This window comes from Bradyrhizobium sp. BRP56 (genome assembly GCF_020194035.1).
GTDB lineage: Bacteria > Pseudomonadota > Alphaproteobacteria > Rhizobiales > Xanthobacteraceae > Bradyrhizobium > Bradyrhizobium australafricanum.
Window position 1 is genome coordinate 92,815 of record NZ_JADYVV010000007.1, and the last position, 26,275, is coordinate 119,089.

The 26,275-nt window shown below is 58.1% G+C and carries 22 protein-coding genes and 1 pseudogene; 11 read left to right on the plus strand and 12 right to left on the minus strand.

Annotated features, from left to right (window positions below):
• Nucleotides 1-40: 40 nt before the first annotated feature.
• Nucleotides 41-5,272, minus strand: a complete 5,232-nt coding sequence (locus I6F38_RS07455; RefSeq protein WP_225159744.1) for a hypothetical protein — start codon at nt 5,270-5,272, stop codon at nt 41-43.
• Between the two features lie 244 nt (nt 5,273-5,516).
• On the opposite strand from I6F38_RS07455, the gene I6F38_RS07460 reads away from it, so the two are divergent.
• Genes I6F38_RS07460 through I6F38_RS07470 form a run of 3 tightly spaced genes read left to right on the plus strand, consistent with a single transcriptional unit; the run spans nt 5,517 to nt 8,376 of the window.
• A complete protein-coding gene (locus I6F38_RS07460; protein ID WP_225159745.1) occupies nt 5,517-6,686 on the plus strand; it encodes a HipA domain-containing protein in 1,170 nt (389 codons plus the stop codon).
• On the plus strand, nt 6,662-7,684 hold the full coding sequence (locus tag I6F38_RS07465) for a transcriptional regulator (RefSeq protein WP_225159746.1): 1,023 nt from the start codon (nt 6,662-6,664) through the stop codon (nt 7,682-7,684). The genes I6F38_RS07460 and I6F38_RS07465 overlap by 25 nt, the downstream gene beginning before the upstream one ends.
• A gap of 32 nt (nt 7,685-7,716) precedes the next feature.
• On the plus strand, nt 7,717-8,376 hold the full coding sequence (locus I6F38_RS07470) for a hypothetical protein (RefSeq protein ID WP_225159747.1): 660 nt from the start codon (nt 7,717-7,719) through the stop codon (nt 8,374-8,376).
• On the opposite strand, the gene I6F38_RS07475 is transcribed toward I6F38_RS07470, so the two are convergent.
• Together I6F38_RS07475 and I6F38_RS07480 are read right to left on the minus strand one after the other, a co-directional pair.
• Nucleotides 8,336-9,103 (minus strand): hypothetical protein, encoded by a 768-nt coding sequence (locus I6F38_RS07475; RefSeq protein ID WP_225159748.1) that lies wholly within the window; start codon nt 9,101-9,103, stop codon nt 8,336-8,338. The genes I6F38_RS07470 and I6F38_RS07475 overlap by 41 nt on opposite strands.
• 100 nt (nt 9,104-9,203) lie before the next feature.
• Nucleotides 9,204-10,016 carry a hypothetical protein gene (locus I6F38_RS07480; RefSeq protein ID WP_225159749.1) on the minus strand — a complete coding sequence of 271 codons (813 nt, stop codon included), beginning with the start codon at nt 10,014-10,016 and terminating at the stop codon, nt 9,204-9,206.
• Between the two features lie 252 nt (nt 10,017-10,268).
• On the opposite strand from I6F38_RS07480, the gene I6F38_RS07485 reads away from it, so the two are divergent.
• Nucleotides 10,269-10,748 (plus strand): hypothetical protein, encoded by a 480-nt coding sequence (locus I6F38_RS07485; RefSeq protein WP_225159750.1) that lies wholly within the window; start codon nt 10,269-10,271, stop codon nt 10,746-10,748.
• Between the two features lie 310 nt (nt 10,749-11,058).
• Nucleotides 11,059-12,174, plus strand: a complete 1,116-nt coding sequence (locus I6F38_RS07490; RefSeq protein WP_225159751.1) for a hypothetical protein — start codon at nt 11,059-11,061, stop codon at nt 12,172-12,174.
• A 56-nt stretch (nt 12,175-12,230) separates the two neighbouring features.
• Here I6F38_RS07490 and I6F38_RS07495 read toward each other — a convergent pair whose 3' ends face one another.
• Nucleotides 12,231-12,920, minus strand: a complete 690-nt coding sequence (locus tag I6F38_RS07495; protein ID WP_225159752.1) for a hypothetical protein — start codon at nt 12,918-12,920, stop codon at nt 12,231-12,233.
• A gap of 253 nt (nt 12,921-13,173) precedes the next feature.
• Between I6F38_RS07495 and I6F38_RS07500 the strand changes: the two genes are divergently transcribed.
• The gene (locus I6F38_RS07500; RefSeq protein WP_225159754.1) at nt 13,174-13,650 is read left to right on the plus strand and encodes a hypothetical protein; all 477 of its coding nucleotides are present in this window, start codon (nt 13,174-13,176) and stop codon (nt 13,648-13,650) included.
• A gap of 114 nt (nt 13,651-13,764) precedes the next feature.
• On the opposite strand, the gene I6F38_RS07505 is transcribed toward I6F38_RS07500, so the two are convergent.
• Nucleotides 13,765-15,093, minus strand: a complete 1,329-nt coding sequence (locus tag I6F38_RS07505) for a HEPN domain-containing protein (protein WP_225159755.1) — start codon at nt 15,091-15,093, stop codon at nt 13,765-13,767.
• A 426-nt stretch (nt 15,094-15,519) separates the two neighbouring features.
• On the minus strand, nt 15,520-17,109 hold the full coding sequence (locus I6F38_RS07510) for a hypothetical protein (protein WP_225159756.1): 1,590 nt from the start codon (nt 17,107-17,109) through the stop codon (nt 15,520-15,522).
• A gap of 152 nt (nt 17,110-17,261) precedes the next feature.
• Here I6F38_RS07510 and I6F38_RS07515 point away from each other — a divergent pair, with 152 nt between their 5' ends.
• The gene (locus tag I6F38_RS07515) at nt 17,262-17,795 is read left to right on the plus strand and encodes a methionyl-tRNA formyltransferase-like protein (protein ID WP_225159757.1); all 534 of its coding nucleotides are present in this window, start codon (nt 17,262-17,264) and stop codon (nt 17,793-17,795) included.
• A 72-nt stretch (nt 17,796-17,867) separates the two neighbouring features.
• Here I6F38_RS07515 and I6F38_RS07520 read toward each other — a convergent pair whose 3' ends face one another.
• The 5 genes from I6F38_RS07520 to I6F38_RS07540 form a co-directional block, all read right to left on the minus strand.
• On the minus strand, nt 17,868-18,641 hold the full coding sequence (locus I6F38_RS07520; RefSeq protein ID WP_225159758.1) for a GIY-YIG nuclease family protein: 774 nt from the start codon (nt 18,639-18,641) through the stop codon (nt 17,868-17,870).
• 551 nt (nt 18,642-19,192) lie between these two features.
• Nucleotides 19,193-20,299: a DNA polymerase IV gene (gene dinB, locus I6F38_RS07525; RefSeq protein ID WP_225159759.1), complete on the minus strand. Its 1,107-nt coding sequence runs from the start codon at nt 20,297-20,299 to the stop codon at nt 19,193-19,195.
• Nucleotides 20,296-21,021 (minus strand): SOS response-associated peptidase family protein, encoded by a 726-nt coding sequence (locus I6F38_RS07530; protein WP_225159760.1) that lies wholly within the window; start codon nt 21,019-21,021, stop codon nt 20,296-20,298. The genes dinB and I6F38_RS07530 overlap by 4 nt, the downstream gene beginning before the upstream one ends.
• Before the next feature lie 3 nt (nt 21,022-21,024).
• Nucleotides 21,025-21,474, minus strand: coding sequence for a hypothetical protein (locus I6F38_RS07535; protein ID WP_225159801.1), 450 nt, complete (start codon nt 21,472-21,474; stop codon nt 21,025-21,027).
• 46 nt (nt 21,475-21,520) lie between these two features.
• Nucleotides 21,521-21,916: a hypothetical protein gene (locus tag I6F38_RS07540; RefSeq protein ID WP_225159761.1), complete on the minus strand. Its 396-nt coding sequence runs from the start codon at nt 21,914-21,916 to the stop codon at nt 21,521-21,523.
• 145 nt (nt 21,917-22,061) lie between these two features.
• Between I6F38_RS07540 and I6F38_RS07545 the strand changes: the two genes are divergently transcribed.
• From I6F38_RS07545 to I6F38_RS07560, 4 genes and pseudogenes are all read left to right on the plus strand, one after another.
• Nucleotides 22,062-22,994 carry a Ku protein gene (locus I6F38_RS07545; RefSeq protein ID WP_225159762.1) on the plus strand — a complete coding sequence of 311 codons (933 nt, stop codon included), beginning with the start codon at nt 22,062-22,064 and terminating at the stop codon, nt 22,992-22,994.
• Nucleotides 22,995-23,431: 437 nt separating this feature from the next.
• Nucleotides 23,432-23,632: a hypothetical protein gene (locus I6F38_RS07550; RefSeq protein WP_225159763.1), complete on the plus strand. Its 201-nt coding sequence runs from the start codon at nt 23,432-23,434 to the stop codon at nt 23,630-23,632.
• A gap of 13 nt (nt 23,633-23,645) precedes the next feature.
• Nucleotides 23,646-24,060: pseudogene (locus tag I6F38_RS07555) on the plus strand (hypothetical protein).
• A 332-nt stretch (nt 24,061-24,392) separates the two neighbouring features.
• A complete protein-coding gene (locus I6F38_RS07560) occupies nt 24,393-25,217 on the plus strand; it encodes a ribonuclease HII (protein WP_225159764.1) in 825 nt (274 codons plus the stop codon).
• Nucleotides 25,218-25,244: 27 nt separating this feature from the next.
• Here the strand turns inward: I6F38_RS07560 and ligD are convergent, their stop codons facing one another.
• Entirely contained in the window at nt 25,245-26,192 is a 948-nt protein-coding gene (gene ligD / locus I6F38_RS07565; RefSeq protein ID WP_225159766.1) for a non-homologous end-joining DNA ligase, read from the minus strand.
• Between the last annotated feature and the right edge of the window lie 83 nt (nt 26,193-26,275).

Genomic DNA, 26,275 nt, shown 5'->3' on the forward strand with positions numbered 1-26,275 from the left:
ATTCGTAGAGATCGGTTTCGCCATGCGGCAACCCAGCTAGCTAGCAGCTTTTGCGGCCGTCTTCAGAGTTAGCGATCTTCTCTTCGAGAATGCGTGCTTGCGGTACGCTCGACTGAACGAGGATATCGAGGCACCTGAAAAGTTCGTCTGCCCGGTCAGTAAAGGCAGCAAGCGCCGTGGCGTCATTGGTAAGAACAGCGTCGAACCAGGTGCAAACGCGGCTGCCAATGTTCTTCTCTGCCCAGAAATTCCGGTCGACGCCGTAAGCCGAACACCAGGAAGCCATGGCCTGAACGACGAAAGGAATGAGTGCCTTGTCATGCGAAGATTCGACCAAGTTCAAAAACAAGCTGGCCAGATAGCCTGAGGTTGGCGCTCCGACCACGAGATCGGTGAGTGTGGCGATACTTGTCCGCAAGCCCGACCAATTTTCTGGGATTGTGGGACGTCCGGTGTTGGCCCAGCGCGACGGCTGGTAGAACATCGCATTCAGAGCGTCGCCAGCATGGGTTTCGCTGGTAAATTCCTTGTCACGTCCCAGGCGCCGATAGTTCCAAGTGCGCTTGATGCGATCCGCAAGGAGCACGCGAACTGCGACCGGATTTTCTGGAACCTTCGTGTCCGTTGCCACCGTGGCTCGGTCATACCCGCGAAGGAATGACGCCATCGCATCGTGAAACGCTTCATCGTTGAATTTCACGATACGACTCAAAAACAAGTCGGTCACCTCCGAATGCGGGAGGGCAACACTCAACACGCCGGCGAAGTCAAAGAAGTCGATATTCCAGTTATGCGGGCGATTGTCGCGCTCGCGCACACCTTCTCCATGCGGGCCATTGGCTTCGTCGGTCCACGCCATGAGATGACCAGCCAACCCTTTGACCCAGATCGGCACATCGCTGACCGTGAAGCGGATGAGATGTTGAATAAGCCGACCAATTGCGTGCTCATCGACATAGTGGCTCGGCGGCTCATCGTCATCTTCGTCGTCTTCGATATGTCCATGCTTGCCTAGGCGTATGCCTCGACGCGGTGCCGATGGCCACGACGCCAATTCGGGCCATGAAGGCTCAGCACCTTCGCCGTCGAGCCAACGCTGTTCGATATCAATGGCAGCATCGATCGTTTCGCGGTAAAGGCGTTCGTTTTCCTTCTGCTGTTCAAGGCCCAGGACTCGGCGCGGATGGACGGCGGCAACCATGACGATGCGGGCAATCGATCGGGGAAGCCGTTCGTCGACCTCGCCAAGGCGTAGCAGGTTCCGGCCGAGCGCCTCCTGCGCGGCGGGATGTTCGTATGCCGCTGCCCGCAAGATCATGCTCTGCGCTATGGAAGGATCGCCTTTGAGAAAAAGAGACACGATTCCGAGCGTTGCAATCGCCGTCGTGTTGTATTCGATCTGATCGCCCTGATATTCCCTGATTTTTTGCTTTGATGCTGCCAGTAGGATTGGTGTTCCCCAAGCTAAAGCATCATTGCGATCCGCGGCTTCGTAGTCGCGCGCGACAAGCGCCGCAGTCATCACGACCGCTCGCCGGTTCCATTCGGCGTCGTAGCTTTTGTTCTCTTCACCTGAGTTCTCACCCTCTTCATCAGGCATCGGCCCAGCTTCCAATGGCTGCGCTTTTGCCCACTCAAGTGCTTCTTGTAACAAAGCGGGCGTCGATTGGTCGGGTTCAAGGAGAGCCGTCTGAATCCGACGGCGAATATTCATGCGCTGAAGGTTGGCGTTTGCGCGTGCCGCCTGATCTTCTCTTTCCCGTTGCTCTTCGGGGGGATCGGTAAACTGATAGGCCTCGATTGGTGTGCCGTCCTGCGAGGTCCTCGTCACGGTCTCCCAGTTTTCAGCTTCCGTCATGCGAAGGGCACGTGCGACCGTTAGGTGAAGTTCTTCAATCCGATTTGGATGGTCTTCGGCCAGGTCATTGAGATCGTCACGCGACTGTTCGAGAGCCGCCCGGAGAAGCCTGAGACAAGTAGCGTCTTTGCGGAACACGTAACGCCCAATCATGTCGGCCAAGCGCGTCCATCGAGACGGTTGCGCATCGAGATCCACGCGAATGGCAGCCTGAATCTGCTGACTTCTCCTACGAGGGAGATGATTGACGCCAGAAACGTCATGCTGGAAGCGATCTTCGTCCAATTGAAGCAGTCGAGGATTGGCCGCCAGGGGCCAAGCTGCATCAGCGGCCGCCCGCCAATGCGAGAGAGCGAGGTCAACCGCGACACTGAGGAACGCAACGCTTGAGCCATCGGGACCAAGGATGTCATCAAGAATTTCGATGAACGGGCGTCCAGCCGCGATCTGGAGGTGACCCCAGGCTTCCAGTGCTCTCAATGCCGTTGTTGCGATCAGCGAGGGACCCGAGTTCCGTGCCCAACGATAGACGGTGAGATCGCCCTCGAATCTCTTCGCGTTGCCCGGAAATGGAACATTGATTTGTGGAAATGGCCTTCGTTGTTCTTGGTATTGCTCGCGGCGCCATTGCGTCGCGTGCTCGACGAGCCCGCGAACAAGCCGTAATCCGTCCTCGCGAGAAGCGTTCAGAACCGTGAGCAACGGACCGCCGTCGGGTGACGTATCTAGAAAGACATGCTCGTGAATCTGGAACGGACCGTAGTCGCGACGTCGCGAATAATATCGGTCTGGATCGTCCTTCTCGATCAGCGACGCCAACGCGAAATTTGCAAATGGCCCAGGAGCGCCCTCAGGTAGCGTTCCGGGCGATTTAAGAACAGTTTGCTGGTCGTGATGGCGGATCGATTCTGAATCGATGGCGCTCAGGTATTGTGCAGCCGCTGCTGGATTGAGATTTGCGAAAGTGAACACGATCATCCGGATGTCGCTACGCACGTCGTCCAGATGATCAATATTGAGGCTCGGCGGAACCTCGCTGATATCTCTGTAGACGCGATGCGTCACGTGCGATTCGACGAGCGCAAGCCAATCGAAAAGAATCCCGACAATCTGCGTGTTGAGCGGATGATTGTGACCGTGCGTGGTCATTAGCCACGCCTGAAATACCTTGACGACCTCTGGGATGAGTTCGGTCGGTAAAGACTTTGCGGATATCGTGAGCCAGATGACGAGTGGAACCCAACTGGGACCTTTCGGCGCGATGAAGTCGCCACCGCCCGCCACCGGTAGAGCGATGTCCGGCCTTACCCGTGCGATCAAGGCCGCGAGAGGTTCAGACTCGACCGCAATCATGAGTCGAATGATTTCGCGCAGACGGCGCCCGCCCGATTCCAACAAGACGGGTGTCAGTGCAACAAACAATGTCAGGGAATCTTCCGAGCGCGGAAGTGCCAGCAATATGGGCCGCTTCCAGCTCCCATGGCAGCCTTCGCGTTCGGCAATCGCAAGCAATGCCAACCAGCGTTGCCCCGTAGCATCATCGGCCAACGCCAATCGTGCCGCGATCTCCAAGCCGCGCGCCAAAACAGCCGGCAGTGGCTGTTCCATTGGCTGCGCCGCCAATAGGTTGGCATCCTCGTAGAGCTGAAATCCGATCGTCCAGTCGCGTAGCACATCGTGGCGGAAAGTTACGCTTGCGCCCCGGATTTCCTCACGCAGGCTTTCGAGACGCAACAGTTCAACCACGGTCGCGGACTCGAGATTGTCGACATTGAACGTCGCCTGCGACGGGTTCGAGATCGCTTGCGCACCGATCGCGCGCAGCAGCTTCAGGCGCGCAAATCGCCGGTCGTCCTCGGATCGGCCGCCGCCATAGCGCCACCACAGGCGCGCGAGATCAAGTTCGGTTGCAATGCCGGCGTCCTGTCCGACGCCGAGCTCGACCAGGCGCGACAGATAGAAGAGGTTTTCAGCAATTCCCTTTGCCGGATGGCCATCGGCCAAGATCAGAGCTAGCGCCGTGTTCTGCGACGACAGCTCGGCCTTTTCCTCAACCGACAGGGCCGCCACCACCAGACTGCCGATGCCGGCCGCTCTTACGCGCGCGGGAAGTTTCGTTTTCCAGTCATCACTTTCGACGCCGCAGGTTGCGACGATGCGCCAGCCCTGACTGCGGGTCGCTTGGGACAGCAGATCGGTAACGGTGGCCCATTCGCCTTGATCGTCGATCTGATCGATGTTGTCGACGAACAGTGTCGCTCCGCCACCCGCTCCGAGCTCATTGAACAACTCCGCTTGAGAGCCGCCCCAGCCGATCGTGTGAGCCATCACCGGCCAGCCGCCGGAAATAATCCTGCCGCGGCGCAGAGCCAGGACGCAGGCTTCCGTTTGCAAACGCGCCGCAAGATGCTTCATGACCGCGGATTTACCGACGCCGGGTCGACCCTGAATCAGTACCGCCGAATTCCGTTCGAGGACATTGTACGCTTCAGCGATCAGTCTGTTCCGCGCAAGGCGGACACCACCAACGGTTTCGTCGATTTCATCGAGGGCCTGCTCGGTAGCTTCCGACAGACGCTCATAGACTGGACGCACATAAGGATGCGCCGTGAAGCGAACACCATGCTGCTGCTCGAGCGTCGTGACTACTGTAGCCCGATCCATCGCTCCGGCCGCGCGAGCGCTTGCGCCAACAAGATCGATGAGAACCGGCCAAAGGTCGTTGGCACGATCAGCCTCGTCGGGGGCGAGTATCCACCGCAATTGCTCGCGGGCCCGATGGTCATAGTCCGAGCCGGTTGATTCAAAATCAAAAACCAAAATCTGAAAGCGACGAAGCAGGCGCCAGACCGTCTCGTCGTCTATCGGCGCGCCGGCCAGTGCGAGGTTGGCGCGAAAGACGTCGACGAAACTGCGCATTGCGTCAGATGCGAAGGTCGGCCGGTTGATATGCGTGGCGAAGGTCGCGCCGTCCGGCAATTGGAGGGCCCAGTGCAAGACTTCCTGGCAGGCTTGCTCGATACGCGTTGTCGTTCGCGCGATTGCCGCGGCGAGTTCGTACCGGCTAATCGCGAAGTCCGGCTTCTGCGCCGCCTCCCAGATTTGTCCAACGACGTCGCGAAACTCCGTGTCGGACGCGGTGAAGGTCAGGCTGCGTTTGGCCTGGATCTCCAGCGTCGCCGGGGAGCCGTCCCGATTGACCGCTTTGACCACCACATCGTCGAGCGGGTGTTCCGCAACCCGTTGCTGAAAGGCGACGCTGCGGACGGTTGCCCCGGGGAGGCCGCGCGGCTCGCCCCCCGACAGCAGCGGCAGAACGTAGAATGCCCCAACCTTGGCCTCGAACTGAGGCCCAGCCCCGCCCGTCGCCGCCGGGGCTGCGATTTTGGCTGGTTGGTACGTTTCCTCAGGCATATCGCATTCTGTTCCGTATTTGTTCGATGATCAACGCTTGTTATGCTAACGTCTCTCCTAAGGAGCCGCTGATCCCGGGTAAGTCCTTGAAGAATATAGCAATTCTGATAAGCTATAGCTTCTTAATTGAGCCTTAGATCGTATAAAATAATCTATGGCTTATTCCTAGATGGAAAATTCTCAAAAAGGAAGTTATATTTTATTTTCACAGCGGAAATCTCTCTAGACTAAGGCAGGGCTTAACATGGCTATCAGAAGCGCAGAGATCCTGTTTAAAGACAAGGTTGTCGGAACCTTGGACGAAACCGCCACCGGAGGTTCGCGCTTCACCTATAACGCTGACTGGAACACCGAAATCGGCTGCTGCTTTCCCGTCAGCCGCCGGGAGCATGAATGGAAGCAAGGGTTGCACCCCTTCTTTCAACATCTCGGCCCCGAAGGCTGGCTTCGCGACAAGCAAACCCACGTCGCCCATCTTCAGGAGCAAGATGACTTTGGGCTCCTGTTACGTTTTGGCGCCGACTGTATTGGCGCCGTCAGCGTGCGCGACAAGAACGGTGCTGCGCAAAACCTTCCGCCGGTCAAGGAAGCCACGGCCAACCCAGGCCGCACGATCTCCGGCGTGCAGCGCAAGTTGCTTGTTGTCCGAGAGGGCGATCATTTTGCCCCAGCGGCCGCCACCGGTCCGGCTCCTTATATCGCGAAATTCAATTCGGAGCGGCTCGACAGTCTTGTCCGCAACGAAGCTCTAAGCTTGCGATGGGCAGCTGCTCTGCTTGGCGCCGATGAAGTGAACACATTTACGCAAGGGCAAGTCTCCAAGCTCGACGAAGTGGGCCTGGTCGTCACGCGCTTCGATCGTACGCAGGATAATCAAAAGCTGCGGCTCGAGGACTTTGCACAAATACTCGTTAAGCCGCGAGGAGCCGACTTCAACGGAAAGTACGACGCTTCGTATGAAGAGGTCGCCACGGCTCTCAAAAAACATTCAGTTCGACCTGAAATTGACCTTTCAAAATTCTTCCGCCGTGTGATCGTCTTTGTCCTCGTCGGCAACTGCGATGCTCATCTGAAGAATTTTTCGTTGCTCGAAACACCGCACGGCCTTCGGCTCTCGCCCGCCTACGATATACTGAACACGGCCCTCTATGACGGCTTCGATCAAAACATCGCGCTTTCGATCGATGGCAAGAAACCCAACTTGGATGAAGTTACGTGGCCGCTGCTGTCTTCATTCGGCCTAAGCATCGGCCTGTCTCAGGCTACGGTGGACCAAACGCGTACAGATATCAAAGCACGCGTCAAAAAAGCTGCCCCCATCATCGAGCCCCCGCGCGGCGAGCCGCCCGATGGGTTTGTTCATCGGTATTCTGACATTGTGAGGGGCGCATGCCTGCGAATCCTGGAAGAGTAGAAGCTCTCAATTGGAAATCGGTCGTTGCGGAAGCGATCCGCCGCCGACGCGCCGAGAAGCTCACACAAAAAGAGCATGCTGCATTGGCGGGTGTATCCATTCCAACCATAGTCGCCTTCGATCGTGGTGAGGAGACGCTCACACTTGCCAAGGTGTTCGATATTTTGCGCGTGGTTGGTCTCGTCTTTGAGCGCGACTCCAACAGCGTTCAGGGAGCCTTTGTATCCGACGCTCTCACGCGTTGGCGCGAATTGACCAAAAAGCTTCCTGACAATTCGCCGGGGCGCTTTCCCAATGGCTCCTACCAATTTGACTACGCGCTCGAAGGCGATCTTCCAACCTTCGAGCTGCACAAATTTAAAGACATTCTGGAGAAGGCCGTCATTCGGCACACGGGTTGGCCCCTGTTCTTGTTTCTCACGCGGCACGAACTGGCACCTCGCGAGCAAGATGGCACCATCGAATGCTGGCTTAAGCCGACGGATGAGACAGGTGCCAACCGTCCCTTGGGCGATCCTGCCCATTGCGATTTCTGGCGTGTCGCTCCATCCGGCCGCGCACTTATTATCCGGGGCTATCAAGAAGATTCGCAAGACACCTTTGCGCCTGCAACAATCTTTGACACCACTCTACCGGTTTGGCGCATGGGTGAATTGCTGCTGCATGCAGCGGAACTTGCAACGCTCATGAAGCGCGATGCGGCTGACATCAAGGTCCGCATGCGTGCGCACTACTCGGGCTTGATGGGGCGCGTCCTCCGCAATTGGGGTAACCCGTCCAGTGACCTGATATTTGAAGGTGGAGCGGCACGCAGCGACGAAGCCTTGCTCGAAACGACCGTTACGGTTCAGGAGATCAAGGAAAAGCTGGCTGAGGTGCTCCATCCGCTCGTTGCTTCGCTGTTTGAAAGATTTGGCGTAAGCGGACTTTCCGTTGAGCGCGTTCGGGCAGAAGTTGGGCGCCTCACGGAGAATTCATTCCACTCCGTAAGGAGCTAGGTTGCTTACGGCCGATCAATCCCGAGGTTGATATGCTCAAAGACGGTCGCAATCTTCTCACGCCGGACCCCTACTACGCGGGCTCAGCCGGCTTCGTCGGCAGCACGCTCGAAGCCCTGCATGGCGATATGAGCGCCTTGGCGCTGCCCGATTATGTCCCCGAATCCGTTCGGCGCAGTCACGACGGTATCCGCAACGCCTATATCTACTCATACTTCGCCTACGACTTTCTGACGCTCGCTGCGGCCCAGACTTTCCCTTGTCTTGAGTTGGCGCTACGGCTGCGCATCGGCCATCAGTTCGCGGGGCGCACGACGCGCAAAGGAAAGCCAATGCCGCCGGCGATGCTTGGCGAATTACTCGAAGCCGCGAATGCGCAAGGCCTGGTTGCCGCCGATGTCCGTTCGATTACGATGATACGCAATATGTTCGTGCACGGCAGCGATACCGTTTTGAACGCTCCCATGTTCCTTGAGCCCTTTCGATATGTCACGGCCATGATTGCCGGGCTTTTTGATCCGGCAATGCCTCCCCTGTTCCTTAGGAACGGCTGCCACCATGAGGATCTGCCCCGCATGACCGAAGCCGACCCGAAGAATATCCTCGGCCATTTCGACGTTCAGGGTGTCGACCACGCAGGTGCCCGGATTTTTATGGGCCGTCGAACGGATCGTGTTTGGGCCCCTTCATGAATTCATCGAAGGATTTCAGGTCATCTTCAGATGGGACGCTGGTGCGGTCGCTCATCGCCCTCAATTCATCCGCAATATTGCGACGGCTGATCTGTCCAAGGATCACCCGACCGCGCTCAAGCTGATAGTCAAGCGACCCACACCATTGATTGATGCGCCCATAGCCGGGCGCATAGGCAATCTGTTTCGCCTTTCCGGGTACCTGATGCTTAGCCAGGGCAATTCGAATATACTCCAGATTGCCGAACGGAACGTGCGCCACGCGAAGATCTTCCCGGATACGTTCTACTGCATTCTCGTCGTCCACGATTCGCTGGAGTTGATCCGCCCGGATCTCGCGGCCAACATGCGTGAAGCCTTGCGGCTTTCTTAGTGCATCGATCTTGAGTTTTAGGCCGCCGTTCTTGTGAAGATTAAGAACGTCGGTTGCTCTCTCGCGCCAGGTCCGCATCAGCTCATAAGCGGCGAATATCCACATTTGCGATTGTGCGGACAGAAACATCGTTTCCGGGGGTGTGCGCTCCTCGTGCAGAAGCTTCTGCAACACCTCTTCTTCGAGCTCCATGATGAATTGATCGACGAGAGCCAGATTGTAGATCTGCATGCTCAAATACGGATCGTCCATCAGTTGAAAGGAGTTGAGCGCGCCCACAAGCTCGTTCATTCCGATATCGGCGCGTTCGCGATATGGTGGCATGTCGTTGGGATCGTCAAAGTCATCGCTCATGAGAAATTATCTCTACCTTGTGGGGCTTTCTCCAAGAATGCGGTCGCCCCAACGGCCTTCCGTATGGTCCGGACAAGATAATACAGTCTGGCTTTTCGTCCTATTGCTCAAGAACCCGCAGAAGAAAGCTGCGAATATATTCAGCGCGGGTTGCCACCAGGAATGCCGCGGAAGATGGCCACCCCCACACAAGCCCGGTAACCTGGGCGGATTCTGGCGTCCAGGTTTCTTTCCTCAGATGCGTCTCGACAAACCTTGTATTCCAGACCAGCGATCCGCTGAACCCGCGCGGAATTGGGAGATCACGCTCATCCAACCGCTTGGCCAGATCGGGGCGGTAGTCTAATCCAAAATGGAAGCGGGAATGGAAACGAGAGTCGGAGGGGAGCTTAACCTCTTGGCAGGTGTAGGACGTGGCTTGGCTGAACAATGCACCGAATAAAAATCGTGCATCGGCGCCTGCGAAGCCCTTAACGAAAAGCAGTTCTCGTTCCAAAGGCAGATGCGCGAGAGCCCATTTTTCTTCCGGGATCACGGCGCTATTATGCGGCCGGTTGTTCCAAATGCGCCTCTCCACTTCACTGACGGCGACGTCGAACGGCAGGTCAAATGAGTGAAACGGCTGCGTCGCCCTATAGACACTATCATTGCCCATGAACTGGTGCCCCAAGGAGTTCGCCTCCAAGGCTCGCGCGACATGATCGTTCGTCAGAATATGAGGCCGTTTGTCCAGTTCGATATAACTTCCCGTTCCCCATGCTTCTCCGTAGTCATCGTCGATCACTTTCGAAATGGGGGTCATGAACGGCTTCGTGAACTCCTGCATTTCTCGAGTGACGTGCGCGGCGTGAGCGTCCCACTCGTCCTTGGTGAAAAGAGGGACTCCGTTAATCTCGGGGCTGACCGTCGTCATCGCCTGTCTCCATTTCCGCGTCGCGCGCCCCGTTTTGAGCCGCCTGGACCGATCTGATCCGTCGTTCTGTCGGTCGCTTCACATCACCTTCGCATGGGCCCAATCGTAGTGCCCCGCGTGGTCGCTTGCGAGTGAATTGGAGCTAGCCACCGCGAGGCGGGCTTTCAGCCTCGGGTTTGAATTCGGGTGCTCAAGGACATAGATATCCTGGCCTGACCATCTGTCGTCGAACGGCAGGCGAGGGAGGCCGCAATGAGCTTGGTAAGTCTTCAGGCGGATATCAATGATCGCCAGCTAGAAAATGGCGCCAGGATTGTGTTCGAGTATCAGCATCCATTTGGCGATCGATCAAATGCACGCTTCGATCCGCAGCTAATCGCTTCGGCCCGATCTCTGGACATGGAGCCTGAGGAGCTTTTCGATTTGCGTCGGTGGTTTCGGCGGGTGACCAAAGAGAGCACGCAAAGGCTACTGCGTGAGATGGCCGCCGTATATACCTTGAACGAACCGAGGGATATCGTGCTCAAGACCGAATATCTGACCATGATGCAAGTGTCCGAGCGATATCCCATCCCGGGAGGCGACCTGCTTAGCCTGGATGACTCCTATTGCGGCTTGCTCCTTAGCGGTCGCTACATTTATGTTTCAGAAGCGGCCATTGCGGATGCGCTCAATCGGTACGCGCCCGCCGATCTCCTCAACGGGATGATCGAGGAGCGATGTGCGACCTAGAAGCCGCAGAGAGCAAGAGTCTGCCCAGGGTTGTGATATAAACTAATAGGTTCTTTAGCAGGGCGATCGTTTTCGCTACTCTAGCGCGATGTCAGAGACAATCTTTTCACAAGCCATCGAGCTGATCCTTTCGGCGATGTATCGGACGAGAGGGGACGACGGCCTTGAGAGCCGATTTCTCTTTGGTCCACCCGGAACCCCTCTCTGGAACAGGCGCCTCAGTACTTACGTGTTCTTTCGAAGACGTCTGATGGTGCGTGCCGTACTGTTCGTTCGTCAATCTGGGCCCGCATACCTCAGATCTATGTCAGTGCGAGACATTCAGAGCCAGCTTGCAAGCTTCATCACGGCGAGCTACGGCCAACTCGGCAACGAGACCTTCTTGCGGAAGTTCGAGTGTTCGTACAGCGAGCACGTATCGAAAGAAACGAAGGCGGCTCTGGCGGACGCTCTCGCCGGTTCATCAATCTTCAATCCACCGCTTGAGCTCACACTGTTTCCGCTGGTGCCTATACGCGTCGAAGAGGATTTCCATTCATCGCCCTTCTTTCTTGTTCAGGCGAAAACCCTCGGTGACAGTAAAACAGGTATCGGAGGTTTGGCGGGGCTTGATCCGGAAGAGTTTCCGCCGGTCTCCGACTGGAACGGCAGAAAGGAAAGGCCATCGGCGTGGCTTGGAATCCGATCGCCGATTTTTCAGGCTTCCAACAAGATGAAAGCGGCGATACTGGGCGCTTTGGCGCTTACACCGCTTCCCGCGTACCGGCACCAATTTTCCATGCGTAGCATGTTTGGCGGCCGCTGCACGCTGGATGCGCACGGCGGCATGACAACATCTTATAGCGACGCGCATACGCCTGGAATGTCGGAGGATATTGTCATTCGAACGTCCGATCATGCATGGTTATCCATGCTGCCGGGCAAGCTGTCCGCTTCTGACGGGCAGACCCGCCGGCAGGTTCGGGCGCTCGAGTATTTCTACCGCGCCTGGCCTCTGGATGCGCCGGAGCGCTTCCCATGGCTCTTCATGACGCTGGACGCAATCTTCGGCGATGTCGGTCAGGCGACGCAGGCAGTCATCGATGCCATCAGTAAGCATGGCGAAACAAACTTTGAGTATCCGCGCCTCAGACTCCTGCTCGGCCTACGCAATTCGGTGATCCACGGCGGCGCGCCGGACGTGTACGACTCTGACAAATATCATCGCTACTACGAAACATATGGCGACGATCCCCTATTCGATCTGGAGCGGATTGCGGCGCAATGCCTGCGATCGACCATCTTTGAGGGGACGCTGGTCGAGCATCCAGATCCCAATGCGGATATCATCCGGGCCTACCGAGAAGGCACCCTCCGAGATCGCAAGGCCGCGGCGCCATCGGGAGCCAACGACGCTAACGGCACAGCTCCTTCGGCAGAAAAGTGATAGCGTCCGGCATCCCCAGTAGCCATGAGGGAGGGCCGAGTCTTTGTTTTCAGGAATTATCCCGACCAGCCGTAATCGTAGTAGGGATAGTCGGAGCCGAGCCCGTTCTGGTGCATGCCGCCGATGCTCCGAAACAGATCAACAGCCGCCTGGAAGATGCGCTCGACAGCATGCCAATGGTCGAGCGCCCGATCCGGAATCTGGTCGAGAAAGTCGCCGGACCTCGTGTCAGTCATGTAGACGCTAATCATCATGTGCATGTGGCGGTGGTGCGTCGGGCACAGCCAGATGAAATCATGGAGCGCATTCTCGATCCCCAGTTCGAACTGCACATTGAGCGGTACGGAGTGGTGGGCATGAACGAATTCAGCATGCTGCTGACATACGGCACAGGGCTGCGTCCGCAGCGGCACCACCGATCGGAACTCGTTGCGCGCTTCGCGCAGCCAGGCCGTGCGTTGCTTCTTGAACGAAGCGACCCAATCCTCATCGTAGAAGCGCCGGAGCGTCGTCAGAGCTGCCATCCTCTCGGGAGAGTGTGGCTCGCCATATCGGTCATGCCGCACCAGAAGATAGGAAATTGGTTCGTCCTTCGGCTTCAGGAACCGAAACTTTGGTTGCAGGCCCAACTCACTGCATGCCCGAAGCCGCGCGCGGCCGTCCCAAACGGCCCCTTCATACAAGGCAATCGGTCGCCGCTGTCCCCGTGCGGCGATGTCCTTCTTGAGCCGGTCGTAGACAGGCATGCTCATTTCCGGAAACGCCGCAGCAAGCGGATGAATGCGATGCATGCGAGAAACCCGTTGGGTGGCAGCTCGTATCGTTTGGTGGTCGACGCACCTGAGTCGAGCCGCCAGATTATCATCCCCTGACGATCATTGCCCGCCTCACTGACAGACATTCCCAACCATTCCGCCTCGATTCCCAACCCTTCCTGTGCAGCGGATCAATCGCTTTCGGTACACCGGAATCTCCTCAACCCACAAACAGGAGATACACATGAAAGTCATCACCATCGGAAAGAAGCTGGTACCCGTCGAACAGGTCGCGTTCGTCGAGCCGTTCGATCCCGCAGCCAATCCAGAGTTCAAGCCCGAAAAGGATTACAAGGGCCGGATCGTCATGCTCAATCGGGATATCGTTCTCACCGAGCAGACGCCGCAGGAGTTTGCGGTCGAGCACGAACTGCACCTCTTCACCGAGGACAGTGTTGCCGTCAATCGGGCGATCGTGTTCAGGGTCGAGACCTTCGAACCGACCGAGAGCTTCAAGCCGGCGAAGCCTTACAAGACACGGCTCAAATGGCGGGACCTGACCGGCGGGGAGCAGAGCAAACGTCTCCTCACCGAGGCCGAGACCGTCATCGCCGAAATCCTTGGCGCCAAGGCAGAACTGGCCAAGGCCGCCAAACGACCCGCGCGGCGTCCTGGCAGAGGCCGCAATGGATCGCGCCGCATGGAGGCGTATCGCAGCTAACGTTTTCAATATCGATTAGTCAGCCGATCAATCCCCTGTCGAGACACCCTCGGCAGGGGAGGTTTGGTTGTTACGGTGCTTGCGACCATAACTGCAAGCGCGGCTGGGATGGCATCAGGCTGTCACGGGTGTAGGCCACGGTACGCCGTAGCTGGCCGCAGCCAAGTCATCGCAGAAGTTTGCGTGCGTCATCTTCAGATCGGCTTTGTCCAGCACGACATAGAACATTTGTTCAGCCAGCGCCTGTGCACCATTCGTTGCGGACCAAAGCATGGACCGGTTGCCCGCATGTACGAGAGACGACCTGAGGCTATAGAGCTGCTTGATATTTGTAGCAGCTTTTGGACGGACTGCATTGTCGTCTGTCAGAAGGACCGAACCATGTCGCGCGATCGTCTGAACGACGGGCGCTGTCTTGTCATCATTGGAAAGAAGCGCCTCGATTGCCGTAAAAAAATACAGGAGGCGTTCGGCACGATCTTCAGCCTGGCGGCCGCGGGTAAGCCACCCGAGCCCTTGGCTGACTCGCTCTGCCAGGCTCTTCTTCGGTGGTTCAAAGATGAGCTTTGCGTTCTCGACGAACTTGCTGTCATTGGTCGTTTTTAAGACAGCGTCCTCGATCAGGTACCACGTTGGAACAGCGCTTCCGCCTGCGGAAATCCGCGGTCCTTGAATTTTTACACCTTCGTTGTGAAGGCGCCACGGACGCGCCGGATGGGGTTCAATTTCTCCATTTCCTGGGAAATGACCCTGCCAAGAGGCATGATTGAGGCGCAGGAAGCTGACAGCCACATCAATAAGCCATTTACCTTCCTCCTCGACGTTTTCAGCAACGGCGTCCACTCCCACAAGCCAGCAGACTGGACGCATTCCGATTTTGACCTTGGGTCCTTGAAGTTGGAAATAGAATTGCTCCGAAGGAACGATTTCAGCGCCGTCGTTCGGATACAACGCCTGTCTTTCGGCAGAAAAGTCGCTTGTCCGAAGCACCCTGACCGGTCCAATCCGAATGTCTTTGACCGTGTCATGCAGTTGGAAGAGGTAGTTCGGCGCAAGATATTCGAACGAAGAATTTGCTTGCGCGAACACCTCTTGGATAAGACTGGTGACAGCGTCGTTTAGTGTCGTACCTCCAGCAACATGTTCGTGAGCTTGGTTCATAGCGATGCCAGAAATCGCTTTTTCATGCGCCGCCTTGGAGCCGAGAAGCTTTGCGGCACGAAGTACGAAACCGCGCAACGCATCCCCGATCTCGTCCGTTATTTCGACGCCCCCGCCCGGACCGAAGGCATAAGACGGGCCCTTACCCAACAGAATTGTTTTGAGTCCTTGTGCATTGCTCAGCACCTGCTTTGCCGAGGCGGCCCATAGCTGAAGGAACGTCGTCGCGAACTCGACGAGCTCCTTGTCCTTTAACTGTGCGGGTTGTTTGGGGGTCGCCATCACAGGCCCGAATAGTCGGAGATCACAACTGAGGCTTCGCGGTGCGTCACCACACGTTGGGAACGAGAAATTCGTTCGTCCGACAGGCAATCGTTGACCGCACCGGACGTGTAAGCCTTGGCAATCGCGTCCAAATATGGCTGCGTTTTTGATGAATACGTAAGCAAGGTCTTAGTCCTTAAGAAAATACAATGGCGGCGGAAGGTCCAACTAAGAGCCCTTGCTTAATTGAAGTATGTCTTTCAAAGAGGCCATTGTTTCGCAACCTGCACGGGTGTGCAAGCTGAGAGCTTCGACCATGTTGGCCAAACTGCCCCGTAGGAATACGGGCCCGCCACTTAGATCTGTGGGGTAGGCACTCCAATAATAGTGCAGAGAGCGCAGCACCATGGCGCGCCGGACGTTGTCGATCGTCGTGAGCACATCTTAGTGCTCTGAGTTCGGGGCCGTTATGCCATACCAGTCGGCGCTCCAATCTCCGACTTTGATGGGAAGTGAAACGACATTGAAATCCCTGCCTGGTTTAGGCAGATAGTCGCGCTGTCGCAGCCAGCTCATAATGGCAGGCAGGCCCTTCTCCTTCAGTTCACCCATCAGATGCCAGACCTTCACGATTGGGATGGACGGGTCCTGGACGTCCGCCATGCCGATCCAGTTCACCGAACCGACAGCGCTGAGGAAGTCGTAGGCGGAGTTGATGCCGAGGAGTTGTCGCAATCGCTGGTCGTTCGCTCGAAAAAGTTCGTTGAGATGTCTGGCCTGAGTTAGGCCCTTCTTGAGGTCCTTAGTACGATCGCCAATCTCCCGGATTTCAGCCGGCTCAATGAACCATTTGAGCTCAAGGCAGAGACAGCATCGATTGTTCCGATCGACGATCGCGCAATCAACGTCTGTACTTGGAAGTTTTCCGGTGATGACTTCAAACTCCGTGTCGGCGAGAAACTGTCGAATCTCGCCGATCAGCGCATCCTCCTTCATGTCGACAAGGCGGGAGTAATGATCGCGCTCTTCCTTTATCTGATTAAGTAGCGTGCAAAGGTTGCGCTCGACGTTCAGATTGAGAAAGACGAACGGCGCTAGGGCGACCTGATTGTTACCGAGGCCGATAAGCGGCTGCGTCGCGACATCGGGATTGAGTATGCCGTTCGATCCGAAGGTAACAAGATCGAGAATGGCTTCGAGTGATGGGCGTGGAACGTTGGTGTATTCGGCGAGCTGATTAGCCAGGTCGTCCTTGTCTAAAAGCCAGACCGACGATGGATAACCCATGCCCCTCATGCCATCGTTCGCGACCATTGTGCGAACCAGGTACCAACCGTGCATCATGGATTGCATCGTTACCATGACAGTCCGGTACTCCTTGAGGGAGAAGTTCAGAAAGCGCCAATCGTCGGGGAGGGTGAAACGCCGCGCTGTAGGCTCGCGGTGAAAATCGACCAGACGTGCTACGACTTCCCGATCAAACTTGAGCCGAAACCACGTTTCCCGCAGCTTCGTCCGATCCCGCAGAAGCTGCAGCAGTTCGGCAGGCGGATCTTCAAGAACAGGATCATCTCGTCCTTCCTTGCGGATCAGTCGGTTGTAAGCTTCGTAGGTCTTGTCATCTTTATGGACGGATTCGCTCAAAAGGCGTTTTCCTTTGACCGACAGCTTCAACCTCTTGCGATGCCAGAGAGGAAAGATGGAGCAGAATTGATCGTATTGTTCGGCCAGCTTCAGCCACTGCCATGCATGGCCGTAATCGTCGGGGACGTAGGTACGCCGAACGGGGCTGCTGCTATCCCTCCACCTTCGCATGCACGTCCGCAAAGGATGCGTCAGGGAATTGAGCAGTGTGTCGGCGACCATGTGCATCTCCTCATGCGGTCGCTCGGTATGCAATCTGAGGAAGATGTCCTCGTTAACGGCAAGAACAGTCCACATGGCCTGATTGGATGGAAGCGATAGCAGAGGCGAAGCTTCGAAAGCTTGGTCAATCGCCCTTTCGGCTTCGATGATCGCCTCGTCAACCGCCATGCATGCTGACCCGTGTATTTCCCGAGGGCGCCGCTAACCGGTTCTGGAAAGTCCGTCGCCTTGATAATCCTGGTCTATCATATCGGCCTATGCAATTCCTAAGCGGCGCCTAGCTTGGACCCAACGCGAAACGAGTCCTGGGGCAGCCGGTCATGAATATGCTAAGCAATTTTCTGGCTTCGGCGACCGCGGAGATTGGCCATGAGTATTTCCGATTGCCGATCCACGGCGGCGGCCCTGTCTATCGCGAGCGCGTCTACTGTTACGAGCTTTACCACCAGATGCGGCGGCGCTGGCCTGACGACGGGCCCTTCCGCTTGAACGGCGAGGTCGACAAGGCGGCACATCCCATCCTGTCCCGACTGGACGCTAGCTATGCCAAGCCGGATTTGCTGGTTCATGGTCCAGGCGACATGGGACGCAACCATACGATCATTGAAGTCAAGTCGCAAAAGGCCACCGCTGAAGGGATAGAAAAAGATATCCGGACTCTCTCCCTGTTTCGTCGCAGGGTAGGTTATGAGCGAGCCATTTACCTGATCTATGGCCACGGCAATCTCGAGCGGATCTTTCAACGGATCGATCGTCTGGCAGCCGAGGTCCCGGAGCTCCCAACCATTGAAGTGTGGGCGCACCACGTGCAGGGTCGCCCCGCCGTGCATCTGTTCGATCTGTATCGCCCATGATCCGCGACCTCCAGGCGGCCGTGATTGGTCCGCAAGTGCTGCTTCGGACAGGATGTGCCCATGCTTCGAGCTTCAGACGTCTCTTTCCGCGGCAATGAACGTTTTGATTTCGTCCGTCAGCCGAAACCATTCGCGATTGTATCGAGCCGCTTCGAAGCGCGCGTGAAGCTCGCCTTCAAGTGTCCGTGTGCCCGGGATCGTCAGGTGAATCGTAGGCTCGACGTGCGAAGCTGTCCGCAAGGATTTCAATCGGTGCTCAGGGCGGGTCGTAAATCCTATCTTCACGAATTCCGGATTGTCGGTGCTGATCACGTAGACCACCGGTCCGGAAAACTTCACCGTGCTATTGTAGATATTGTTGATGACTCGTCGGCACTGGCGACGTACGTCGTCATCGAAGCAATCGGTTCGTTCTGGCCGCTCCTTTGGATAGCCGTACGCTACACGCGCCGCCACCGTTGCCTCATGCGCCTTTGATTGTGAAGGACTGCTTGGGATATTTGCTTGCGCCTCGCGCAGTGATTTGACCGAGGACACGACATCATCGATCGAATTGATGGCTCGCTGCTTTAGCGGCTTGTCGTCGAATTCCTCGGTGCCGTCACCACCTTCGGACTCTTCCGAGAGTTCCATATCCATTTCACTGGGGTGAAAACGCTCCCGTAGCCACCGGCGCGCCGTCTCCTTTTTCGCTTTCGCCAGCACCTTCTTTGCTGCTGCCTGCGGCATATGGCGCAGATCGTCGTTGTCGCAGAGAATGATCCAGTCCTCCGGCAACGCAAACGGAGCGCCGAGGCCCATCAAGGTATCGGCTAAAGCCTCAACCGCTTTCTCTCTTTCGAGCATTTCCTACTCCATGGATGCGGGGGCGCGAAATTGCCGGCGGATAGTTATGGGTACTCCAATTCGGATCGCTCGACGATCTGCGTCCGTCCTCTTTGCTGGGGACAACATCAGGTTGGTCACAGAGATCCGAAACTAATAGTGCAGGCCCCTGCTCACCATCACGCGCCGGATGTTGTCGAGGCTGGTCAGGGGCGTCCAGCCGGCGTGTTGTGCCTGGGTCGAAACCCGAGAGGGCGCCTTCGATCCTGCCGGCGAGATCGCACAGTTCGTTCCGCGTCAGGTGCATCAGTTCACAGATCGTCCAGAGCTGCATCTTGTCCTCCATCGTTGGGCCGCGCGATCGCGCCGATTGTCTGGCGGTGTTCGCTGACGATACTGGCCATGAAACCTTGGCAGAGGGTCAGCCGGTCTATGGGCTCGGTGGTTGCGCGGTCCTTGGGTGACTTCGCAAAGATAGACGGCCTTCTCGCGCATGCTGACCGCCAGCACGTCCACGAACCAGTGCGGCTTGTCGTGGGGGCTAGCGAGATTGCCCCTGATCCATGGTTTCATCAGAGCGGCAGGTTGAATTGAGGCTCCACTTGTAATTCGTCCTGTAGCGAGGAAAGCGAGACGCCTAGAAGCCGGACCGGCTTGGGGACGGGCATCTCGTTCTCCAGCAAAGCGATCGATAGGCGTTCCAGGTCGCTGCGGCTCGAAACCGCGACGGGAACGGATCTGCTGCGCGTGATGATCTCGAAGTCGTTGAACTTCACCTTCAAGGTCACCGTGCGACCCCGGATGCCGGTACCGTCGCAGTATCGCCAGACTTTGTCGATGAGTGGTTCGAGTTCGGCGACCATCGCGTCGAAGTCGGTGAGATCGGTGACGAACGTGTTTTCGGCGCCGACGGATTTCCGAATCCGGTCAGCGCGGACCTCACGGTTGTCGACGCCCCGCGAGATCCAGTAGTAGTAGCTACCGGCCTTCCCGAAGTTTGTCTGCATGAATTCGAGCGACTGATTGCGCATATCGAGCCCCGTGTAGAGGCCCAGCGCCTTCATCCTGGCGCTGGTCGCTGGCCCAATGCCGTGGAATTTGCCGACTGGCAGGTTTTCTACGAACGCCGGACCCATCTCCGGCGTGATGACGTAGTGGCCGTTCGGCTTGCGGTGATCGGAGGCGAGTTTTGCCAGAAACTTGTTGTAGGAAATGCCGGCCGAAGCATTGAGGCCCGTTACCTCCTTGATCTTCGCACGGATCGCCAACGCGACGTCCCGGGCTAACGGAATGCCCTGCAGATTTTCGGTCACGTCGAGGTAGGCCTCGTCCAGCGACAACGGCTCGATGATCGAGGTGTGCTCGGCAAAGATTTCACGGATTTGCAGGGAGACCGCCTTGTAGACCTCGAAGCGGGGCTTCACGAAGATCAGGTCTGGGCATTGCCGCTTCGCGGTCACCGATGGCATGGCTGACCTGACGCCGAACTTGCGCGCTTCATAGCTGGCTGCCGCCACGACGCCGCGCTCGCGGGATCCGCCGACGGCGACCGGCTTGCCGCGGAGATCCGGATTGTCCCGCTGCTCGACGGACGCATAGAAGGCGTCCATGTCGATATGGATGATCTTGCGTTGGCGGCCCGGGGAAGCTGCCCGGTCATCATCGTCCTCGATGGTCACGTCGCTAGCCCGGCCGTATCTTCCTTGACGCCGCGGGCAACGATCCGGAGTGCCTCGTCCGGTAGCGGCCGCTGCAGCTTCAGGGCCTCGTCCAGAGGCGCCGTCATCCAGGTCTCGACTTCGTCTGGCGTCGTCAGGATCACCGGCATCGCCTTGGGGTGGATGGCGCCGACCTCGGCGTTCGGCTCGGTCGTGAGGAACGCGTAGAGGTCGTTGGTCGTCTCACCTTCCTTGACCTTCCGAACGGACGTCCAGTTGGTCCAGATGCCGGCGAAGCAGGCGAGGGGACGGGTCTCATCGAGCGCGAACCAGATGTCACCGCCCTCGGCCTTGTTGAACTCGCTGAACGAGTTGAACGGCACCACACAGCGATTTTCGGTCCCCAGCCATCGCGTCCAGTGCTTGCTTTTCACATTGCGGATGTTGGTCGTGCCGCCGTCCGGCTCCATTCTAAGCAATTCCTTGAAATCGACGGTATTGCCCTTGGCCTGCAGCTTTTCGGCTCGTTTCTTCGTGGCGTCCATGAGCGCCTTTGACGACGATGGCATTCCCCAGCGCGCAGTCGTGAGTTCGCGGCCCTCCGCCCCGTTTCGTACGATCGGCGCCTGGTAGTCCGGAAAAACCCCCGGCATCGGCGCCAGATTGCCAACGTATCGGTTTAGGACGCGGAACAGCGCGCTGATCGCGGCTTGGTTGGTCGTGATCGAATAGAGATTGCACATCGGTCAGGATTCGGTTCGAGGGTGGCGCGGCTGCCACGTCAACTGTAGCAGAGTCGCGGATGGACGCCGGCCCGCCCTGGCGCATTTGCGGCAGCGCAGCCGGCTGGCGAGATCGTGCACGAAGGTGGTCGGCGGGTGCTTCATCGCCGCGAGATCGACGTCGCTCGGCGTCTTGCAGCGCGCGCATCTGATCTCAAGCCAGGGGAAGCCTCCGTTCACAGCCTGGTCGATGGTCGGCGACGGATCGATCGGTTCGCCGTCACTCCACATCCGCTCGTTCCAGCTTTCGCAAAGCAGCCTGTCGGCTTGCTGGATCATCGCCTCGCCCTTGGCCCGCATCTCCGCCGATTGGGTAGCCAGAATGTTGGCCATCGCGCGCGCCTTGCCGAGCTCTTTCGCCAGAGCCTTGCGATCGCCGCCCGACAGGGGCGTAGGGTGATGCTTCGGGGCCATCCGCACATCCAGGCGGAAAGAGATCGGATCGGCAAATCCTGAGCAACTACGGCGACTCGAACGCTGGCCAGCACCCGTCTTCTTCATGCCTGCCGGTGCGCTGCTGGCAGGTGTTGTCGAGCAGCCGCTGTGCGACGTCCTTCCAGAGCGCGTTGGCGCCATACAATCGGACAGCATCGGCGGTCTGGATTTCCACGGTCCGCTCGCAGCGGCGGCAGGAGACGCGCAGCACGTGGCGCTGAATTTCGGAGAGACGCCGCTGCCGCATTTGGGCCTCGGTCGTGCCGGCGCGAGGGTCTCTAAGGACCGATTCCCAGTATTCGGCCGGAGGCTGCGAATCCGGAGCCGGAGGCGAAGGGCTCGGCCTGCGGGCGGCTTCGGCAACCAGCTTTTCCATCTGCTTCGGGGTCGGCATGCGCCAGCTCGCGGGTCGGTCGGTCATTCCCGAATTAGAACATAACAAGAACAAATGTCGAGTCCGTCCAAGGGTCTAGATGGAAAAATCGGCCTGATGGACGGGTCGCGGTGTCGGAACCAAGGCAAGGCGTTTGTCTTGAATCCGGCATCAAGAATGGAGTTCCCCCGCGATGGCCCCACGCGCCAACTGGAAAGGCTTCCTTCGTCTCTCCCTCGTCACCTGTCCGGTCGCGCTCTATCCGGCCACGTCGGAATCCGAAAAGGTCTCGTTCAATCAGCTGAACCGAAAGACCGGCCATCGGATCAAGTACGCCAAGGTCGACGCCGACACTGGCGAGGAGGTCGACAACGAGGACATCGTCAAGGGGTACAAGGTTGATACCGATACCTTCATCGAGGTGACCAAGGAGGAGCTCGAGAACGTCGCGTTGGAATCGACGCGAACCATCGAGATCGACGAGCTCGTCGACCGCAGCGAGATCGATCCGCGATATCTCATTCGGCCCTACTACCTGCGTCCGGACGGTAAAGTCGGCCACGATGCCTTCGCCGTCATTCGGGAAACCATCCGCGAGATGAATAAGGTCGCAATCGGCCGTGTGGTGCTGACTAATCGCGAGCACATTATTGCGCTCGAGCCTCTCGATAAGGGACTGATGGGCACGCTGCTGCGCTACCCGTACGAGGTCCGTTCCGCGGATGAATATTTCGATGACATTCAGGATGTCAAAGTTACCAAGGACATGCTTGATCTCGCCAAGCACATCGTCAATCAAAAGGCGGGCCATTTCGAGCCGGACAAGTTCGAAGACCAGTACGAAACTGCCCTCATCGATCTCATCAATCAGAAGCGCGCCGGCAAGCCCATTAGAGCGAAAGAGCGTCCTCGAGGTGAGAACGTCGTGGACTTGATGGACGCGCTGCGCAAGAGCATCGGACGGGACGCGACGGGCCCGGCAGAGGCGCCGAAGAAGACAGCCAAAAAGCCGCGCAAGGCGGCCACTGGGCAGAAGGAAATGCTGATGCCGATCGCAGGCAAGAAGCCGGCGAAAGAGGCCACGGTGAAGAAGCCGGCGGCCAAGCCGCAGCGGAAGTCGGCTTAGGAGTCGTGAAGCATTCGGTGATGCCGAAGGCCACTACTTCGCCGTCCGCGGCAGCCCCGGCGAATGGCGATTCCCATCTCGACGACGTTATACGAGGTCATCTCGTCAGCCGCCTAATGGCGGCCCGGTCGGTGCGCAACGCCAGAACGGCGGCGGACCGCCAGGCCGAAGCAACCGCGCATAGAGCCGTCGACCTCGCGATTTGAAATAGCGGCTTGTGCGCTTTGCGCGCCGCTGGGAAGTTTATCAATTTGCGTGATTTTCCCTTGGGAGTGTTTGGTAGCATCGCCTTCAGCCCAATCAGTTCGATTTTGCGGGCTTCCATCGTCGCGGTACGCAACCATGGGTGCAGCGCACCATCGGCAAGCTTAACATTCTTGAATCCTCAAGCGTGCGAAACCGCGCTAGGATTAGATTTTCCCTTATGGGGGCAGCTTATGTTCGACACGGCAACCACCGCGCTTTTGCGCGCGGTTCTCGATGAAGTCTGTGAAAGCGTCTCGGACCGCGAGACCGGGGCACGTGCCCACGTCGCGTCGAAAATTTTAGAGGCTGCGACGAGAGGCGAGATCTCTCCCGAAGGTCTCAAACAGATTGGTCGCGACGCTCTCTCGCACGCGCCGACGATGTGGCGCTGATCGCGGGGCGGGCGTGAACTTTCAAGTCACCGTCCTGAAGATTTTGGTAGCTTATCCGGACGGCTTTGCCGTGATGGAGGACCTCAAGGGATATGGCCATCCTGGCAACGAGTGGCCGCGACTGGGCGGACCGGACCAGGCGCCTCGCGGCGAGAGTGTCCGACCTCGACATCTTCTCACAAGGATTGGTCGAACGGATAAGCGGAGGATGGAAGATCACGTCCAAAGGACGGGCGTTGCTCGAATTGATGGAAGCGCGGCCAACGGCCTTGGAAAGGGCCGAGGCGCCTCCAGTTCTGGAGACGAGTGCGACCTCGCCGGCGCCTGTTCCTCCGCTGCGGCAGCCCGCCGATCGTGCCAAGCGACGGCGCGAAAGACGTGAACGTCGGCGCGAGGCGCGCGAACGGGCAAGAGCAAACGCGTCTTGAGGTAGCGACTGAGGGAAGAAAATCCGCCAAATGGGAGCAGCGGTTTGATAGTCCCGGACTGTCGATTTGCCTCCCCAGCCCCAAGCGTACCGCCGTTACCTTGTTTGCGGCCATGCCGGCCCCGATCTACTCGGGACGGCGACTGAGCACGGGTCCTTCTACTGAGGCGCGACAATATAGCGAGGAAATGGAGGCCGAACCCGCGCGGGAGAGCTGGCCGGGTTCCTTCTGAGACGGCGTTGCGCGGTCGGTGAGGCGGTATAGCTACTTCAGACAATCGCCATAAAGTTCACTGACATGCTCCCCAATAGTCAATCTTCACGAAGGCCGTAATGTCCCAGTACTCACTCGATGTATTGCGTCAGCGCTATGTCGTCGAGAAAAGACCGCTCGAGGCCAGCGTCGAGCAGATCTTGCGGGCCGACACCCGTGCGGGAGCGCGTGCCATCCTGGCTTCAATCGATAAACGCCGCTTCGAGAATAGGTCCGAAGGGCAGCGCCTCCGCAAGATGCTCCGATTCGAGACCTCTCTCTGGGAGAGCGGCCATCGTGCCGTCGCAGGCGTGGACGAGGCCGGAATGAGCCCTCTCGCCGGGCCGGTCTCCGCTGGCGCCGTGATTCTGAAACCCGGCACGCGGATCGTCGGGATCGACGACTCGAAGAAGCTCGACGCTGCGGCTCGCGAGGAACTCGCGAAGGAGATCAAGGAAAAGGCGGAGAGTTGGTGTGTGGCGTTCGTTGAGGTCGAGGAGATCGACGCGATCAACATCTATTGGGCGGGCATCCTGGCTATGCAGCGTGCGGTCCGGGGGCTAAACTTGACGCCGCAGCATCTGCTGATCGACGCGAAGCGATTGAAGGAAATCGACATCCCCCAGCAGGCCATCATCAAGGGCGACGCCAAGTCCGCCAGTATCGCTGCCGCCTCCATTCTCGCGAAAGTCGAGCGCGACAAAGTCATGCGGACGCTCGACGTGCGACACCCCGGTTATGGGTTCGCGGATCACAAGGGCTACCCGGTACCGGCTCATTATGAGGCGCTCGCCAGGCTTGGCGCATGCGCTCCTCACCGGCGATCGTTCGGACCCGTACGTAAGGTTCTCGGGTTGCCGCCCTTGCCGCCATGGCCTTCGGCATCTGAGCGCGACGCCGGCTGAACAGGTCTACGCTTCGTCTCGCCGGCATTATTTTCGCGACCAGTTCTTTTCGCGAACGACGTCCTTGGCGTTTTTGTCGGACCGCAGGCCGAGATAGACCGGCTGGCGCAGCTCGCCGTTGCTCGTCCACTCCGCGAATTTCACCTCCGCCACCAACGAAGGACGCACCCACGTCGTGACCCGCTCGTCCTTCACTTTGCCGGGAAACGGCGACTTATCGGCTTTGAGCTTCATGAGCTTGCCGTGAAGCTCTTCGAGAACTTGGTGGCTGAAGCCGGTGCCAACGTGGCCTATGTACCGCCATGCATCCCCTTCGCGTACCGCCAGCACGAGGGCGCCGAAGAAAGGCCGGGTTCGCCTCGGCGCCGTGAACCCAGCGATCACGACCTCTTGCCGCTGCGCGGTCTTCACCTTCAGCCAGTCGGCGGTCCGGCGTCCGGACGCGTACGGGCTATCGGCGCGCTTGGCCATGATGCCTTCGAGATGTCTCTGCTCGGCGTCTGCGAAGAACTTCGTTCCCTTGCCTTTGTGGTGGTTGCTGAACGCGACGAGCTTGTGGCGCGGAAGGATGGCCCTGAGCCGCTTCTTGCGCTCGAGGAGCGGCAGCGCACGCAGGTCCTCACCGTCTGCGAACATGAGGTCGAAGGCGCAATACAGAAGCTTCGCCTCATGGCGCAGCGCGTTTTGAAGCAACTGGAAATGCGAGACGCCGTCCTTTCCGATCGCGACGAGCTCACCGTCGATCACGGCATCGCCCTTCACGTCCTCCAGCGCTTTGGCGACCTCGATATAGCTGCGGCTGATGATCTTGCCATTGCGGCTGTAGAGCGCAACCTTGCCTTGCCGGATTTCCGCGATCATCCGGAAGCCGTCATACTTGTCCTCGAAAACCCAGCCGGGATCGTCGAACGGCGCGTCGGTGAGCGTAGCGAGCATCGGCTGCAGGCGCTTGGGCAGGGTCGACGTCCGGCTCATTCGAGGCCAATCCTTAAGAGCACGTTGCGAAATGCATGGACGTCCTTCAAGGATTAGGGAACGCTTCGGGGCCGCGTCGTGTT